The sequence below is a fragment of the Brevibacillus sp. FIR094 genome (genome assembly GCF_050477165.1).
Lineage (GTDB): Bacteria > Bacillota > Bacilli > Brevibacillales > Brevibacillaceae > Brevibacillus.
In genome coordinates this window covers 35,657-49,793 of record NZ_JBEAES010000004.1, presented here as the reverse complement: position 1 = coordinate 49,793, position 14,137 = coordinate 35,657, and the positions used below count along the sequence as shown (strand labels likewise).

At 47.8% G+C, this 14,137-nt stretch carries 16 protein-coding genes; 1 reads left to right on the top strand and 15 read right to left on the bottom strand.

Annotated elements, in window-relative coordinates:
- Nucleotides 1-5 precede the first annotated feature (5 nt).
- From ACQ5DJ_RS04295 to coxB, 11 genes are all read right to left on the bottom strand, one after another.
- On the bottom strand, nucleotides 6-785 hold the full coding sequence (locus ACQ5DJ_RS04295) for an enoyl-CoA hydratase-related protein (RefSeq protein WP_429841348.1): 780 nt from the start codon (nucleotides 783-785) through the stop codon (nucleotides 6-8).
- A 9-nt stretch (nucleotides 786-794) separates the two neighbouring features.
- Complete coding sequence (locus tag ACQ5DJ_RS04290) at nucleotides 795-1,568, bottom strand: enoyl-CoA hydratase-related protein (protein ID WP_429841347.1); 774 nt, start codon at nucleotides 1,566-1,568, stop codon at nucleotides 795-797.
- Nucleotides 1,569-1,601: 33 nt separating this feature from the next.
- The gene (gene paaK, locus ACQ5DJ_RS04285; protein ID WP_429841346.1) at nucleotides 1,602-2,930 is read right to left on the bottom strand and encodes a phenylacetate--CoA ligase PaaK; all 1,329 of its coding nucleotides are present in this window, start codon (nucleotides 2,928-2,930) and stop codon (nucleotides 1,602-1,604) included.
- Nucleotides 2,931-2,986: 56 nt separating this feature from the next.
- Nucleotides 2,987-3,772, bottom strand: a complete 786-nt coding sequence (locus tag ACQ5DJ_RS04280; RefSeq protein WP_429841345.1) for an enoyl-CoA hydratase-related protein — start codon at nucleotides 3,770-3,772, stop codon at nucleotides 2,987-2,989.
- Nucleotides 3,772-4,173 carry a PaaI family thioesterase gene (locus ACQ5DJ_RS04275; RefSeq protein ID WP_016741459.1) on the bottom strand — a complete coding sequence of 134 codons (402 nt, stop codon included), beginning with the start codon at nucleotides 4,171-4,173 and terminating at the stop codon, nucleotides 3,772-3,774. The genes ACQ5DJ_RS04280 and ACQ5DJ_RS04275 overlap by 1 nt, the downstream gene beginning before the upstream one ends.
- Nucleotides 4,174-4,266: 93 nt before the next feature.
- Nucleotides 4,267-4,728, bottom strand: coding sequence for a PaaI family thioesterase (locus ACQ5DJ_RS04270; protein WP_048034722.1), 462 nt, complete (start codon nucleotides 4,726-4,728; stop codon nucleotides 4,267-4,269).
- Between the two features lie 2 nt (nucleotides 4,729-4,730).
- Entirely contained in the window at nucleotides 4,731-5,030 is a 300-nt protein-coding gene (locus ACQ5DJ_RS04265; protein WP_007723387.1) for an EthD family reductase, read from the bottom strand.
- 588 nt (nucleotides 5,031-5,618) lie between these two features.
- Complete coding sequence (locus ACQ5DJ_RS04260) at nucleotides 5,619-5,936, bottom strand: cytochrome C oxidase subunit IV family protein (RefSeq protein WP_106834647.1); 318 nt, start codon at nucleotides 5,934-5,936, stop codon at nucleotides 5,619-5,621.
- A gap of 3 nt (nucleotides 5,937-5,939) precedes the next feature.
- Nucleotides 5,940-6,566 (bottom strand): cytochrome c oxidase subunit 3, encoded by a 627-nt coding sequence (locus ACQ5DJ_RS04255; RefSeq protein ID WP_429841344.1) that lies wholly within the window; start codon nucleotides 6,564-6,566, stop codon nucleotides 5,940-5,942.
- The gene (gene ctaD, locus ACQ5DJ_RS04250) at nucleotides 6,566-8,410 is read right to left on the bottom strand and encodes a cytochrome c oxidase subunit I (protein WP_429841343.1); all 1,845 of its coding nucleotides are present in this window, start codon (nucleotides 8,408-8,410) and stop codon (nucleotides 6,566-6,568) included. Before ctaD ends, ACQ5DJ_RS04255 begins: the two co-directional genes overlap by 1 nt.
- Nucleotides 8,411-8,481: 71 nt before the next feature.
- On the bottom strand, nucleotides 8,482-9,510 hold the full coding sequence (gene coxB / locus ACQ5DJ_RS04245; protein ID WP_429841342.1) for a cytochrome c oxidase subunit II: 1,029 nt from the start codon (nucleotides 9,508-9,510) through the stop codon (nucleotides 8,482-8,484).
- Nucleotides 9,511-9,846: 336 nt separating this feature from the next.
- On the opposite strand from coxB, the gene ACQ5DJ_RS04240 reads away from it, so the two are divergent.
- On the top strand, nucleotides 9,847-10,683 hold the full coding sequence (locus ACQ5DJ_RS04240) for an oxidoreductase (protein ID WP_429841341.1): 837 nt from the start codon (nucleotides 9,847-9,849) through the stop codon (nucleotides 10,681-10,683).
- 60 nt (nucleotides 10,684-10,743) lie between these two features.
- On the opposite strand, the gene ACQ5DJ_RS04235 is transcribed toward ACQ5DJ_RS04240, so the two are convergent.
- Genes ACQ5DJ_RS04235 through ACQ5DJ_RS04220 form a run of 4 tightly spaced genes read right to left on the bottom strand, consistent with a single transcriptional unit; the run spans nucleotide 10,744 to nucleotide 14,122 of the window.
- Nucleotides 10,744-11,094 (bottom strand): DUF2512 family protein, encoded by a 351-nt coding sequence (locus ACQ5DJ_RS04235; protein WP_017251586.1) that lies wholly within the window; start codon nucleotides 11,092-11,094, stop codon nucleotides 10,744-10,746.
- Nucleotides 11,095-11,141: 47 nt separating this feature from the next.
- Complete coding sequence (locus tag ACQ5DJ_RS04230) at nucleotides 11,142-11,369, bottom strand: hypothetical protein (protein WP_429841340.1); 228 nt, start codon at nucleotides 11,367-11,369, stop codon at nucleotides 11,142-11,144.
- A 28-nt stretch (nucleotides 11,370-11,397) separates the two neighbouring features.
- Nucleotides 11,398-12,579: a Ger(x)C family spore germination protein gene (locus ACQ5DJ_RS04225; RefSeq protein WP_429841339.1), complete on the bottom strand. Its 1,182-nt coding sequence runs from the start codon at nucleotides 12,577-12,579 to the stop codon at nucleotides 11,398-11,400.
- Between the two features lie 34 nt (nucleotides 12,580-12,613).
- Nucleotides 12,614-14,122: a spore germination protein gene (locus tag ACQ5DJ_RS04220; protein WP_429841338.1), complete on the bottom strand. Its 1,509-nt coding sequence runs from the start codon at nucleotides 14,120-14,122 to the stop codon at nucleotides 12,614-12,616.
- Nucleotides 14,123-14,137: the final 15 nt, after the last annotated feature.

The following is a 14,137-nucleotide window of genomic DNA, read 5'->3' as shown; positions in this document are numbered from 1 at the left end:
CGCCTCTAACGGCCTGTAAAAAGAGGCGCACGCTTTTCCATAAAAGCGGTGACCCCTTCCTTATGATCCGCTGTGCTGCCAGCCGCCTCTTGTGCAAAAGCTTCATATTCCAAGGTCTCTTCCAACCCCATCTCAAGCCCTTTGTACATCGTGCGCTTCATTAAACCAATCCCCTTCGTCGGCAATGACGCCAGCTTACGCGCATACGCCAACGCATCCTCCATGAAGCTCTCGGCAGGGTACACCTGATTGGCCAATCCAATTCGCAGTGCTTCCTCAGCAGATACCTTTTCCCCTGTCATCGCCAGCTCCAACGCCTTGCCGATCCCGACGATACGCGGCAGGAAGTAGCAGCCTCCCGAATCTGGAACGAGCCCGATGTTGACGAAAGCATTGACGAAGGATGCCTTTTCCGAAGCCAGGCGAATATCGCACGCTAGCGCAACACTCATGCCTGCACCTGCTGCTACACCGTTTACTGCTGCAATGATCGGCTTCTCTGTTTTTTGAAATTGAAGGATCATTGGATTATAGCGATCCCGCAAGAAACCACCGTAATCCACATCTCCTCCTCCAGAAACGTCACTGAGATCCTGACCCGCATTGAACGCCCGCCCTGCTCCGGTAAGAACGATGCAGCGCACATCCGCATCCTTCTGCGCTTGCTTCAATGCATCGGTGATTTCCTTGTTCATGACGGCTGTGAACGCATTGAATTTGTCCGGACGGTTCAAGGTCACTACTGCTACGCCTTCTGACACTTCATAAAGAATCGTTTCGTACATGGCCGCCTCCTAATTTCCCGTAAAACGGGGTTTGCGCTTCTCCAGAAAAGCTTGCATGCCTTCTTTTCGATCTTCGCTTGCCAAAAGAAGATAAAAACTGTTTCGCTCGTAATCCATTCCCTCCTGAAGGGGAAGATCACCAGCTTTGTACACGGCTTTTTTGATGACCTGTACCGCGAGCGGCGGCTGCTGGGCAATTTGCTTCGCCAGCTTGAGCGCTTCCTGATAGTACGCCTCCACTGGCACTACCCGATTGACCAGTCCGTATTTCAACGCTTCTTTGGCCGAAATCGGTTCACCTGTGAGCAACATCTCCAATGCTTTTCTCTCACCTACCACACGTGTCAGACGCTGTGTACCACCAGCCCCAGGCATGACTCCAAGCTTGATTTCCGGTTGACCAATGACGGCTGTTTCCGAAGCGATCACAATATCGCAGTTCATCATTAATTCACAGCCACCACCGAGCACAAAGCCGCTGATAGCACCAATAATCGGCTTGGAGATGAGTGAAATGCGATCCCAAACCGCGAACTGATTGCGCTTCATGATGTCGATGGCTGATGCTTCCGCCATTTCATTAATGTCGGCACCCGCTGCGAACGCCCTCGCATTGCCAGTCAGGATGATCACCCGAATATCCGGGTCGCGGTCCATTTGCTCCAGCTGTTCAACCAATTCGTCTACGAGCTGCAAATTCAGTGCGTTTAGAATCTTCGGTCGATTCAGCGTAATGATACCGACACCATCTTCACTGGCTACGCTAATATATTCATAGGCCATGAACTGTCACACCCTTTTTTTACAGGAGCTGGTTTAAATAGCTGCCTGTGATTTGTTCCGGTTATCCACGACACGAATCGCTTTTCCTTCGCTACGCTTCAAGGAATTCGGTGGTTGCACTCGCAGTACCACAGACACGCCCAACGTATTTTTGATGTGATGGCAAATTTCTTTCACCAATGGCGAGAGAGCAGAGCTGTCATTTCCACTGATCTCATTTGCATATGCTGGTGTCAGCTCGCAGTGCACCTCAAATCGGTCGAGGGCACCGTCACGTTCAATGACGACCTGATAGTGTGGAGCCAATTGGTTGAACGTAAGCAAAACGGATTCGATCTCTGTCGGAAATACATTGACCCCGCGAATAATGAGCATGTCATCTACACGCCCTTTGATGCGCGACATCCGCATGGTTGTCCGTCCGCACTTACAGGGCTCAGGATTGAGGGAAGCGATATCACCGGTGCGGTAGCGCACAACAGGGAATGCTTCTTTCGTCAGCGACGTGAATACGAGCTCGCCTTCTTGTCCATATGGGAGCACTTCTCCAGTACTCGGATCGATAATTTCTGCGTAGAAATGGTCTTCTGCGATATGCAGGCCATCCTGCACTTCATGACATTCAATGGAAACGCCTGGCCCCATCACTTCGCTCAGCCCGTAAATGTCCACCGCTTTAATGTCGAGCTCTTGCTCCAGCTGTACGCGCATTTCTTCCGACCACGGCTCTGCACCAAAAATCCCGTATTTGACACTCGTCTCACGTGGATCGATTCCTTGCTTTTTCATCTCTTCCACGATGTTGAGGACATAGGATGGCGTTGCTGCAATGCCACGTGGCTTGAAGTCCTCGATCAACGTAATTTGACGGGAGGTGTTGCCACCGGATACTGGCACCGCGACTGCGCCCATGTGCTCGATGCCGTTGTGCAAACCCAAACCACCTGTAAAAAGGCCGTAGCCATACGCGTTATGGAAAATGTCTCCTGGCTCTCCGCCCGCACAGCAAATGGCGCGCGCCACGATCTCCGCCCAATTCTCCAGATCTTTTTTGGTGTAGCCGACAACAGTCGGTTTTCCTTTTGTCCCGGATGAACCGTGAATGCGTGCTACTTCCTTCATTTCGACTGCAAACAGGTTGAACGGATAATTTTCTCGCAAATCTGTCTTTTTCATAAATGGAATCTTCTGTATGTCTTCGATCGATTGAATATCTTCTGGTTTCACACCAGCCTCATTGAATGTTTTTGTGTGGAAAGGGACGCGCTCGTATACGCGTTTGACCGTTTCTTTCAAGCGTGCCAGTTGTAGTTCCGTCATTTTCTCTCTTGGTAGCGTTTCCATTTCTGTATTAAAGATCATGTCGCTTCCCTCATTCCCTTGCGTTATGACTCGGTAGGAGTACTTGTTTGAAAATGTTACTCGCCCTTAAAAACTGGTTTTCGCTTTTCGCGAAAGGCTTCCAATGCTTCCAGACGATCTGTCGTGGGAATAATCACTTCATAACACATGGTTTCGATATCTAGACCTGTCTGCAAATCGACACTGCTTCCACGATCAATGGCTGATTTTGCCTGATAAACCGCCAGCGGAGCATTTGCCAAAATCTCGTTCGCCAGCCCCATTGCCAGCTCACGCAGCTCCTCCGTATCTTTTGCAACAGTATTTACAAAACCGATTTGATACGCTTCCTGCGCTTGGATGCGTCGTGCAGTCAGGATCAGCTCCTTTGCCTTGGAGGGGCCGATCAAGCGAGACAACCGCTGCGTACCACCCGCACCAGGAATGATGCCCAAGCTCACCTCTGTCAGACCCATTTTGGCGTCTGTGACGGCATAGCGGAAATCACAAGCCAGTGCCAGCTCAAAGCCCCCGCCAAAAGCAAATCCGTTGATCATAGCAATGGTCGGCTGCGGAAGCCTCTCCAACGCAGTAAATACATCGCGGATTTTGCGAACATTGCGGCGTACCTGCTGTTCCGTCAGTGTGCGGCGCTCCTTCAAATCTGCCCCTGCACTAAACGCTCGCCCTTCTGCCTTCACGATGACAACGCGAATCTCTTTTGCATCCAAACGCACCTGCTCAATCAAGTTCCCCAGACGCTCCAATGTATCGTAGTTCAGCGCATTCAGCTCATCTGGGCGATTTAGCGTAATCAGTCCTATATGTCCTTCACGTTCAAAGCGAACGCTCTCTTCCATCATCAACGTCCTCCTTGTGCAGGCGGGTTAACCCGCGCATACGTGCCGGTAGCAAAAGCCACAAGCTTGCCATCACAAGTCACGCGTGCTTCCATCACGATCAAGCTTTTTCCTTGTTTCAATACATGAGATTGTGCCTCGAGTACCTCACCGCGAGCCGGATGCAGGTATTGAATCTTGCTCTCCACCGTCACACATTGCTGTACACCATCCACATGAGGTGCTGCCCCATGCCCCATTGCCACATCGGCTAATGTCGCCGTAACGCCTCCGTGTACGACACCTTCGATGCTATTGAACAGCTCGGGGCGAATTTTCAGTGCTACCTTACAGCCCTGTTCATCTCGGTGCACAACTTCTATGCCCAGGTAGTGGTTGAATCGATTACGGATCTCCACTGACATCTTTGCCCCCTTTCTCGTATCGTCTTGAAACAGTGAAAGGAGCCTAAGCACATGGCTTTTGGCATCCTTTCTCCGTTTTATTTTCGCTGTCAGTTATTCGTTTTCGTCGATTTCGACGAAGTAATCACTTTTCCGGTAAGCCAGTGCATCCAGTGTCGCTACCAAGCCATGCTCGGTTTCTACGCGGATGCGGTACCAGGCTGTGCGATTGTTTTTCTTCTCTTCGGTCGCGGTTGCCACCAAGCGATTCCCTTTCATGGCAGCAGCCAAAAATCCGATGTTCATCGACAGTGCTACAGACGTTTTGCCATAGGAATTACAGGCCGCTGCAAAAACAAAGTCTGCCAGGGAGAAGATGATTGCGCCATGAGCGGTGCCGTGCGCATTCAGCATATGCTCGGCAACTGTGACTTCCGCAGTCGCCGTTCCTTCTCCCAGCTCAATCAGCTTGATGCCCAAAAATTGTGCAAATGGATCTTGCTTTAGCTTCTCACAAATCTCTGCGTAATGCTTCTGATGAAGCGCTTGTTCGTCTATCAATCTTTTCGTAGTCATGATTAAACTACTTCTGCAAAATGCATGGACACAATTGGTCCAGCGAAACCACGGAGGTCTTTTCCTGCTGCACGACCTTCTGGGGATGACAACGCTTCCATCAAAGCTTCTTTTGATTCAAAGTACATTTCTGCCATCAGATGCAGGTCGGATTCTCCCATTGGTGTTCCGTAAATTTTGCTCACTTCCATTTTGATTAAGCCAGGCATTTTCTCTGCCAATGGGCCATGTACCTCGAAATAATGCTTGTCAAAAGCATCGATATCTTCGGGCTTGCGATAAATTGCTACCAATTTCACCATCATGATCCCTGCTTTCCTCAGATTATAGTTGTAATGTGTGACGCCTAATTCATATAACGTTATTTTAACGCATGTTAATATTTTTATTATATAAAGCCTTTGTGACAGGTGCAAGTATTTTTCAAAAAGCAAGAAAACTCTGCCGGTTTGTATCCTCCCTTCTCTTCATCTTTATGACTGGGAAAAGGCTGACAGAATATGCTTTGATGGCGGTCTTCCAGCTTTTGTTGCTCGGGGAAAGCCCTGCCACATGTTTTCCAGTCGCCTGTATCCTCACTTCGCACTTGTTCGGGGTTTTTCAGTGAGACTTCCTTGAATTAACTTTTTCCGTGCTTAATAAAAGCCACGTGGGAAGAAGCGAATTTCCAGTCAAACGCCTCTGGAGCCCGACCTAGCTCCGGAAAAAATGGCGGGGAATCTCAGCTTCACTTATGGACTACCTCATTGAGACTTCTACGTTTGAAGCGCTCCCGCCATTTTTTCCGAAGCGTAGACTGGAAATTCGCTTCTTCCCCTCCACTACAGCTCTTTAAAACGCAAAAAAAGAGGACAGACCCAATGTCTGTCCTCTTCTATTCGCTCCACTTCCTAGACCCAAACCCAGAAAATAAAGACGAAAATTGCCAACAGGATTACGAATAACCCTGCAAAAATACTGATACGTGCAAACTCATGACCTTTTTGATCCATGTGCATCCAGACATACAGCTGGAAGAACGCTTGAACGAAGGCCAAAGCAACGATGAATGGTACGGTAAAACCTGATGGAATTGCTTCATACGCCACTGCAATGAATGCCAGTGCAGTCAATACAAGAGATCCGATGAAAGCAACTAGGTGTCTTTTCGGACCCTCGTGTTTGACTTTCGGCTTGCGTACCTCTTCATTATGAGCTTGTGCTCCCATAGATTATCCCACCTTTCCACCGATCATACCCATGAGATATACCACGGTAAAGATGAATACCCATACAACGTCGATAAAGTGCCAGTACAGACATGCCAGATAGAACTTCGGTGCAGTTACTACCGTCAGGCCCTTTTTCGTCGCAGATACTTGCAAAAGGATGATCCAGCTAATCCCGAACGCTACGTGAGCTCCGTGGAATCCAACCAATGTGTAGAAGGCAGATGAGAATGCACTCGTTGACATTTTCAGTCCTTCATTCACATAGTGTACAAACTCGTAAATCTCCAAAGCAAGGAAGCCGAGACCGAGCAATACAGTGATGGTCAGCCAAAGCTGAATCTTCTTCAGGTCTTTCCTGTGCAGAGCCAGCGTAGCCATAACACTTGTCATCGAGCTGGTAAGCAAGAGAAGTGTTGCCACGGCAACGAGATTCATGTCAAACAACGATTGGGATGTTGGTCCACCATTTGCCTGATCACGAAGAGCGATAAATGTTGCAAACAAGGAACCGAAGAGAACTGTCTCCCCACCGAGGAAGAGCCAGAAGCCAAGAACTTTATTCTTGCCTTCAAGGGTGGCTTTTTCCGGTTCGTCAGGCAATACTGCATGTGCATGATGGTTAGCCATTAAGCCTTAACCCCTTTCTCTTCGAGTTCGTCCTCATGAATGTGATAACCTGGATCGTCTTTCACAGAACGGGTAAACATGCAACCCAGTGTAAAGAGCAATCCAATAACTACTACCACGTAGTTGTGGTAGATAAAGCCATAACCTGCAATGAACAGACCGAGAGACATCAAGAATGGCAGGAACGATGGTGATGGCATGTGAATGTCACCGATTGGTTCTGCTGGTGTCATACCTTTGTTACCAGCCATCTTCTCCACCCACAACGCATCCAAACCACGAACGAGAGGAGTTTGAACAAAGTTGTATTCTGGTGGCGGCGAAGGAATGGACCACTCCAGAGAACGTCCATCCCATGGATCTGCAGGAGCGCGTTTGGAGCTTTTCGCTGCAACGACTACGTTGATCAAGAATAGGATGGTACCGATCGTCATACCAAATGCACCAATCGTACTGATAAAGTTCCCCATATCCAGGTTCTGATCTTTGAGGTATGTAAAGACGCGACGCGGCATCCCCATCAGACCCAGGAAGTGTTGCGGGAAGAAGGTAAGGTGGAAACCAATGAAGAACGTCCAGAAGTTCCATTTACCAATTGTTTCGTTCAGCATTTTACCGAACATTTTCGGCCACCAGTAGTAAAGACCAGCGAAGAGACCGAATACGAGACCCCCTACGATAACGTAGTGGAAGTGAGCAACTACGAAATAACTGTCATGGTATTGGTAGTCAGCCGGCGGAACCGCAAGCATAACCCCTGTCATACCACCAATTGTAAATGTTGGAATAAAGCCTACTGCAAACAGGTTTGCGGTAGGGAAGCGGATTTGACCGCCCCACATAGTCAACAGCCAGTTAAAGATTTTGATACCTGTAGGAACAGCAATCAACATGGTTGCAAGTCCAAACAGTGTGTTGGCAATTGCACCCAAACCTGTTGTGAACATGTGGTGAGCCCACACCATGAAGCCCAAGAAACCGATCAGCGCAGTTGCAAATACCATGGAGCTGTAACCAAACAGACGCTTTCTTGAGAATGTAGAAACCACTTCAGAAATGATACCGAATGCTGGGAGAATCAAAATGTATACTTCGGGGTGACCGAAGATCCAGAACAAGTGCTCCCAGATAACAACGTTACCACCTGCGTCAGGGTTGAAAAAGTTTCCGCCGAACAAACGGTCAAACATCAACAGAACCAAACCAACCGTAATCGCAGGGAATGCGAAGAGGATCAAACCGGATGTAATAAAGGACGACCAGGTGAACATTGGCATACGCATGAATGTCATACCTGGAGCACGCATGTTGATGATCGTAACCAAGAAGTTAATACCACCAATCAGCGTTCCGAGACCGGCAATTTGCAAACCGAGTACGTAGAAGTCTACGCCGATTCCACTGTATTGATTCAAAGCCAAAGTTGTATACGATGTCCAACCAGCATCAGGTGCGCCACCCAAGAACCAGCTTGTGTTCAGTAGCACTCCCCCGAAGAAGAATAGCCAGAATCCGAGTGCGTTAACAAACGGGAATGCTACGTCGCGTGCACCGATTTGAAGGGGAACAATCGCGTTCATCAAAGCAAAAATGATCGGCATTACTGCCAAGAAAATCATCGTGGTGCCGTGCATCGTAATTAATTCGTTAAACGTCTTGGCACCAACCAATTGAATCTCTGGGTACATCAACTGCAAACGAATCAGCAGGGCTTCCAAACCACCGGCCAAGAAGAAAATTCCACCAGCAATCAGATACAGGATCGCAATTTTCTTATGGTCCACTGTCGTAAGATAATCCCACAGCCCCGAGCGATTTGGTGCATGAGAAGCATGTGCAGACACGGGTTTACCTCCTTTTTAAGCGTCACTGCCTATGACGATTGTCAATGCAATAAGTTTTATGAGGCTTTACTTTACTTTTTCTCGCTTACGCTCAATGTCTCCATGTACTCTACAAGCGCTTTCACTTGGTTTTCTTCGAGATTGAGGTTAGGCATTTTGTTGCCTGGCTTCATTTTTTGCGGGTCTTTCAGCCACTCTGCAATGTTTTCAGGCGTATGTGCTTTGATACCTGCTACACGTTCGCGATCTGCAAAGTTAGTCAGGTTTGGACCCATCTTACCGCCTTTACCTGCCACAGCGTGACATCCCAAACAGCTCTTATCGAAGATTTGTTGACCTTCTGCAGCCAGTGGAGAAGTTGCCGTTACAGGTTCTTTTGCCTGAACGCCCTTCATGTTAGCTACCCAAGTGTCAAAATCTGCTTGTTCTTTTACTTCTACCTTGAAGTCCATCAAGGCGTGGGACGCTCCACAGAGCTCCGCACATTTACCGTAGTAAATGCCTGTTTTGTCTGCTTGCAACCACATTTTGTTTTCTTGCCCTGGGTTCGTATCGATTTTACCGCCCAATGCAGGAATCCAGAATGCATGCTTAACATCAGACGCTGATAATACGAATTGAACCTTTTTGCCAACTGGCAATACCAAGTCTTGTGCAGTTGCTACGCCAAGATCAGGATACTCGAATTCCCACCAGAATTGGTGAGCGGTAACCTTTACTTGAACTGCTTCCTCTTTTGGATACTCCTTGTGCAGTGCGAAACCGGTAGTAACAGTTGGAATCGCCATGATGATAAGGAGCAAGAAAGGAATGACCGTCCAAAGAATTTCAAGTGCATGATTTCCTTCGACCTGCTTAGGAATGCCTTGCTGTCCGGGACGCTTACGATAACGGATAAGGACGTACGTAAAGATCGCCATAACGACAATGAAGACGCCGATCATGATAGCGGAGGACAGCTTCATCAGGTCAAACTGCATAGCAGCTACCGGACCAGAGGGCTTGAGAGCTGAGAGCTCATCTTTGCCACACCCGGTTAACACTAGCGCCAGCAGAGCAAACAGGGAAAACTGACGCCAATACTGTTGCCAACCCTTCATACCAGTGAACCCCTCTTTCTTCGTGTTGGTAACGTTCTAGCCACGCCTACAACTAGAAGTTTTCGTACTTTTCTATCTGAATAAAGAAATCGCATTCAATACTTTCCACAACTATAATACCCAAACAGGAAAAGTATTAGCAGCCATTCCAAAAACAAACAGGAAAGTAAGGGGCAGTATTGCACACTTCTACCCAAGCGTGGTAACCATTTAAGTATACATAAATTTTCCTTAATACAAAGGCTATTTGTTATGATTTTGTTAACAAATTTATGAACAAATTTGTGAACTTTGCAGTTAAATCCTACCATTACAACCATATAAAAGGAGAATTTCATGCAAAAAAGACCAATTGCACTAGTCACTGGTACCTCAAGTGGCTTTGGTAAGCACGCATCAGTCGCTTTAGTCAAGGCTGGTTTTCAGGTAATTGCTGCTATGCGTGATCTAGCAAAAAGAGACCCTCTTGACAAACTGGCAAGCTTGCATATAGATCCCGAGCATCTGGAAGTCATTTCCCTTGATGTTACGCTTCCGGAACAAATTCAGGATGCGATCTCCTCTATCATTGCAAAGCATGGGCGCATTGATCTGTTGGTGAACAATGCCGGCTATGCGTTGGGTGGCTTTGCTGAGGAAGTCTCTTCTGAGGAATGGCGCAAGCAGTTTGATGTAAATGTGTTCGGACTGATCGATGTCACTCGGGCAGTCTTGCCTCATATGCGGCAGCAACAATCTGGACGAATTATTAACGTAAGTAGCATCAGTGGGCGATTTGGATTCCCTGGTCTCTCGCCGTATGCCGCATCCAAGCATGCAGTGGAAGGCTTCAGTGAATCGCTTCGACTTGAAATGCTCCCCTTTCAGGTTCAAGTCGTCCTTGTTGAGCCCGGCTCCTTTCGCACAGCAATCTGGGAGAAAAGTATGCAAGACCAACAGCTTGATGAAGCCTCTGCATACGCTTCCCAAATGAAACAACTGATGCGTCACGTAGAAGCGATCATCGAAAAGGCACCTGCTCCCGACGCAGTCATCTCGACGATTGTCCATGCGGCTACCACTCCCAAGCCACGATTTCGCTACCCGGTTGGCCGAGGCGTGGCGCTCACGATCGCCGCAAAAAATTGGCTTCCGTGGTCATGGATTGAGCGAATCGTGACAAAGCGATCGTGATGTTTTATTTTATGCATAAAAGAACACACCCCTGTAAGGAGTGTGTTTGCTCATTAAACACTATACACTTTCCGTTCGTCCTGTGCGTATCAGCCAAACATGTTGGATATATTCCGCTACACCAAAAAATATCGCAACAAAACCGGCCCCGATTGCAGCGATTTGAGCCGTCGGCAAAAACACAATACTTCCATAAACGATCAAAAAGCCGATAATCAAGTCAAACATGGTCGTCAGCCAAAGACTCCCTGATGTAAGAATCGCCCTATCCAAAAAATATCCGGCGACTGCCAAAACAAATCCGACTCCGACAGACTGATATAGATTTGCGAAATTCACTTCTGGAAAGAGAGCATCTGCCAAAACGACCAACACCGGACTAACGAGCAGCTTCATCAAAAGACCGTCCACGTCTATTTACTCTCCTTTACTGGGGGTGTACTCAGTATGCCCCTCGTTTACTTCAGCCATGTCATGACTCCGTCGTATACCGGCTTGTAAACCATTTCCATCCAATAAACAGGATTGGGGACAACCCCTTTTTCAGATCCTGCGTACAAGCCAACACTGATGACAAGCAACCCGAGAAAGACAGCAATCTCTTTGCGTTGCCGCTTCCGCATCAATCGGGGCAGTTCGTATGCACAAACGATTATGGATACAACGATGACAGCAAATGTCGACATGCAGACTCCCCCTGATCCTGTTACAAAATCACTTTTCATCAAAGGCATTATTGATGGTTCCTAAACGTCTGATTTTCACATCAGCTATGACATGTACAGGTAGCTTGGTAAATTCCTTTTCCCATTTGCTCTCTATCTTCTTCCATACTTTCGGGTATTTTCGATGGATCGCTTCGCCGAATCCATAGATGTCTACTCCATTTTTCTTGGCATTGGCAATTGCTTTTGTCGCCAACGCTTCCATTGATTTTTCCGCCTCTTTTTCCAGCTCCTTGATCGTATCCTTATCAGTCAGATCGAGTTTGCATTGCACTTCCCCAATATCATTTTCCAAACCGATGTGAACGATGATTCCAGGCGCACCATTTTTCATGGTAGCCTCGATTTTGGCGTCGGCGTGCATGACTTCCATCGTCAAGAGTCCTCCCCCCTTGCAAGGCATGCTTCCAACTGTGCTTTTTACTTTGCCTGTAATGTAACTATACGCTTTGCTGTCCGCTTCACTCAGCCAGGTGATCAGCTTATCCTCCCGGAAAGTAGCCAATGTCGTGTATTGAAGCAGGACAGGTGTATCTATTTCTTCAACATTTTTTCGTTCGTCTCCCTCACTTCCTGGCCCAGCCGTGCGGATACCTGTCAATACTGCTTGCTTTCCCTTGCTCGTAAAGTCGGTAATCAATTGATCCATCGTAACTGCTGCCGTAGGCGCCCATACCTTGGAAGATGTCTCCAAAGAAGCAAACATTTCTGTGGAAGGAATTTGTTCAAGCGGTGTGATCACTTTCAAGATATTGCGGGCCGTTGTTCCTCTAGCTACCGCGATATAAAAATCAGTTCGAAACTCATGGTCGCGTGAGACAAAATCAGTGATTGGAGAGATCCCTTCCCTGGCCACCTCCTCGCCAAATATGAGCATCCTGGTATGCGCCATGTATATTTTACGTGGAGATACCGTGGTCATTTTACGCACAGCCTCAAAGATGGTCGGAGCGTTCATGGTAAAGAGTGTAACGGGTGAACGTCCCGGCTTCCCTTTGTTGGCCGCGACCTCTGCCGGGTCTACTACTTGAACGGAAACTTGATAGCCTCCTTGCACTTTATCAATACCGATCCCGACAGCAATCGCCAAATCGTTTAGTTCTTTTCGATCCCAACAACCAGCTAGGATAATAACGAGCACGATGCAGAGAAGAACTTTTATCCCTTTCACTGGTGCCCACTCCTTTACATGCTGTGAAAACCTCTTACTTCTGGGGCGGTAATGGCTTTATCCCTTTAGATTGGCGACGCAAATTTTTTTTAGTAATCGATTCAGGCCGTTTGTCCAAGGCCCAGCGAGGCAAGCGAAGGATTGTGTCTCTTTGCTCTTTCAAGGAAAACGGGGCAAACGATTCCATATACGGTACACCAAATGAGCGCAGACTGCATAAATGCAACACTAAGGCAAGCATCCCTACAATAACCCCGTATATGCCAAAAGAAGCAGCCAGAACCATCAGGGGAAAACGAAGAATCCTCACAGTAATCGACATGTTGCTCGCTGGGAAAATAAAGCTGGATATTGCGGTAATTGAGACCACAATGACCATCGCAGCCGAAACAATCCCCGCTTCCACCGCTGCTTGTCCGATAACCAGTGTTCCCACGATGGAAATGGCTTGACCTACTGCACGCGGCATACGGATTCCAGCCTCTCGCAATATCTCAAAAGCCACTTCCATCATGATCGCCTCAATAAAGGCTGGAAAGGGCACTCCTTCTCGCTGTGCAGCCAAGCTAATTAGCAACTGTGTCGGGAGCATCTCTTGGTGGAAGGTCGTAATGGCGATATAGAGGGAGGGAGCAAGCAACGCGATTAAAAAACAGGCAAAACGCAGCATGCGAATCAACGTACTAAAATCAAAGCGCTGGTAGTAGTCTTCCGCTGAATGAAAAAACTCAACAAAAAGAGAGGGCACTGTCAAAACAAAGGGAGTCCCATCTACAAGAATCGCTACGCGTCCCTCTAATAGATTCGCGGCCACCACATCCGGGCGCTCCGAGTTAGAGATCGTGGGGAAAGGCGTGTAAGCTTCGTCCTGGATCAACTCCTCAATCATTCCACTTTCCATGATTCCATCGATGCTGATTCGATCCAGTCTATTGCGTACTTCTTCTACAACACCCTCTTCTACAATCCCTTTCATATACACAACCGCGACTTCAGTCTTGGTTTCTTCGCCAATTCTGCTCAATTCAATCCATAGCTTTTCACTGGAAATCCGTCTCCGCAGCAACGTAATATTCGTACGAAGTGTCTCCGTGAAACTCTCCCGCGGTCCACGAATGACGGTTTGCGATGACGGCTCAGTGACTCCTCTATCCTTCCACTCCTGCAAACCAATATGAATTCCTTGCGAGCAGCCATCTATGAGAATGATGACACAGCCGGACAGCAACGCTGTAAACAATGTGGGAAAGTCGAATAAATCCCCCATATCCCCAACGGTCAGGACCGATTCTTTTAAAAAGGGAACGAACTCATCCTCGCGTATCCCTTCCCATTCCTTCAAACGCGTCTTGTATAAGAGACTATCGATTAGTACGGCTTGTACCAGATACGAATCAACCATTCCATCCGCATACAAGACAGCTGCCCGAACCGGTTCTAGGCTATTTAGGACTACCTCTCGAATCACAATGTCATTGCTGTATCCGAGCGATTCTTTAATATAGTGAACGTTGTCGTCTAAGCTTGAACCAATCTGAGCCATTCGGATTGCTCCTCA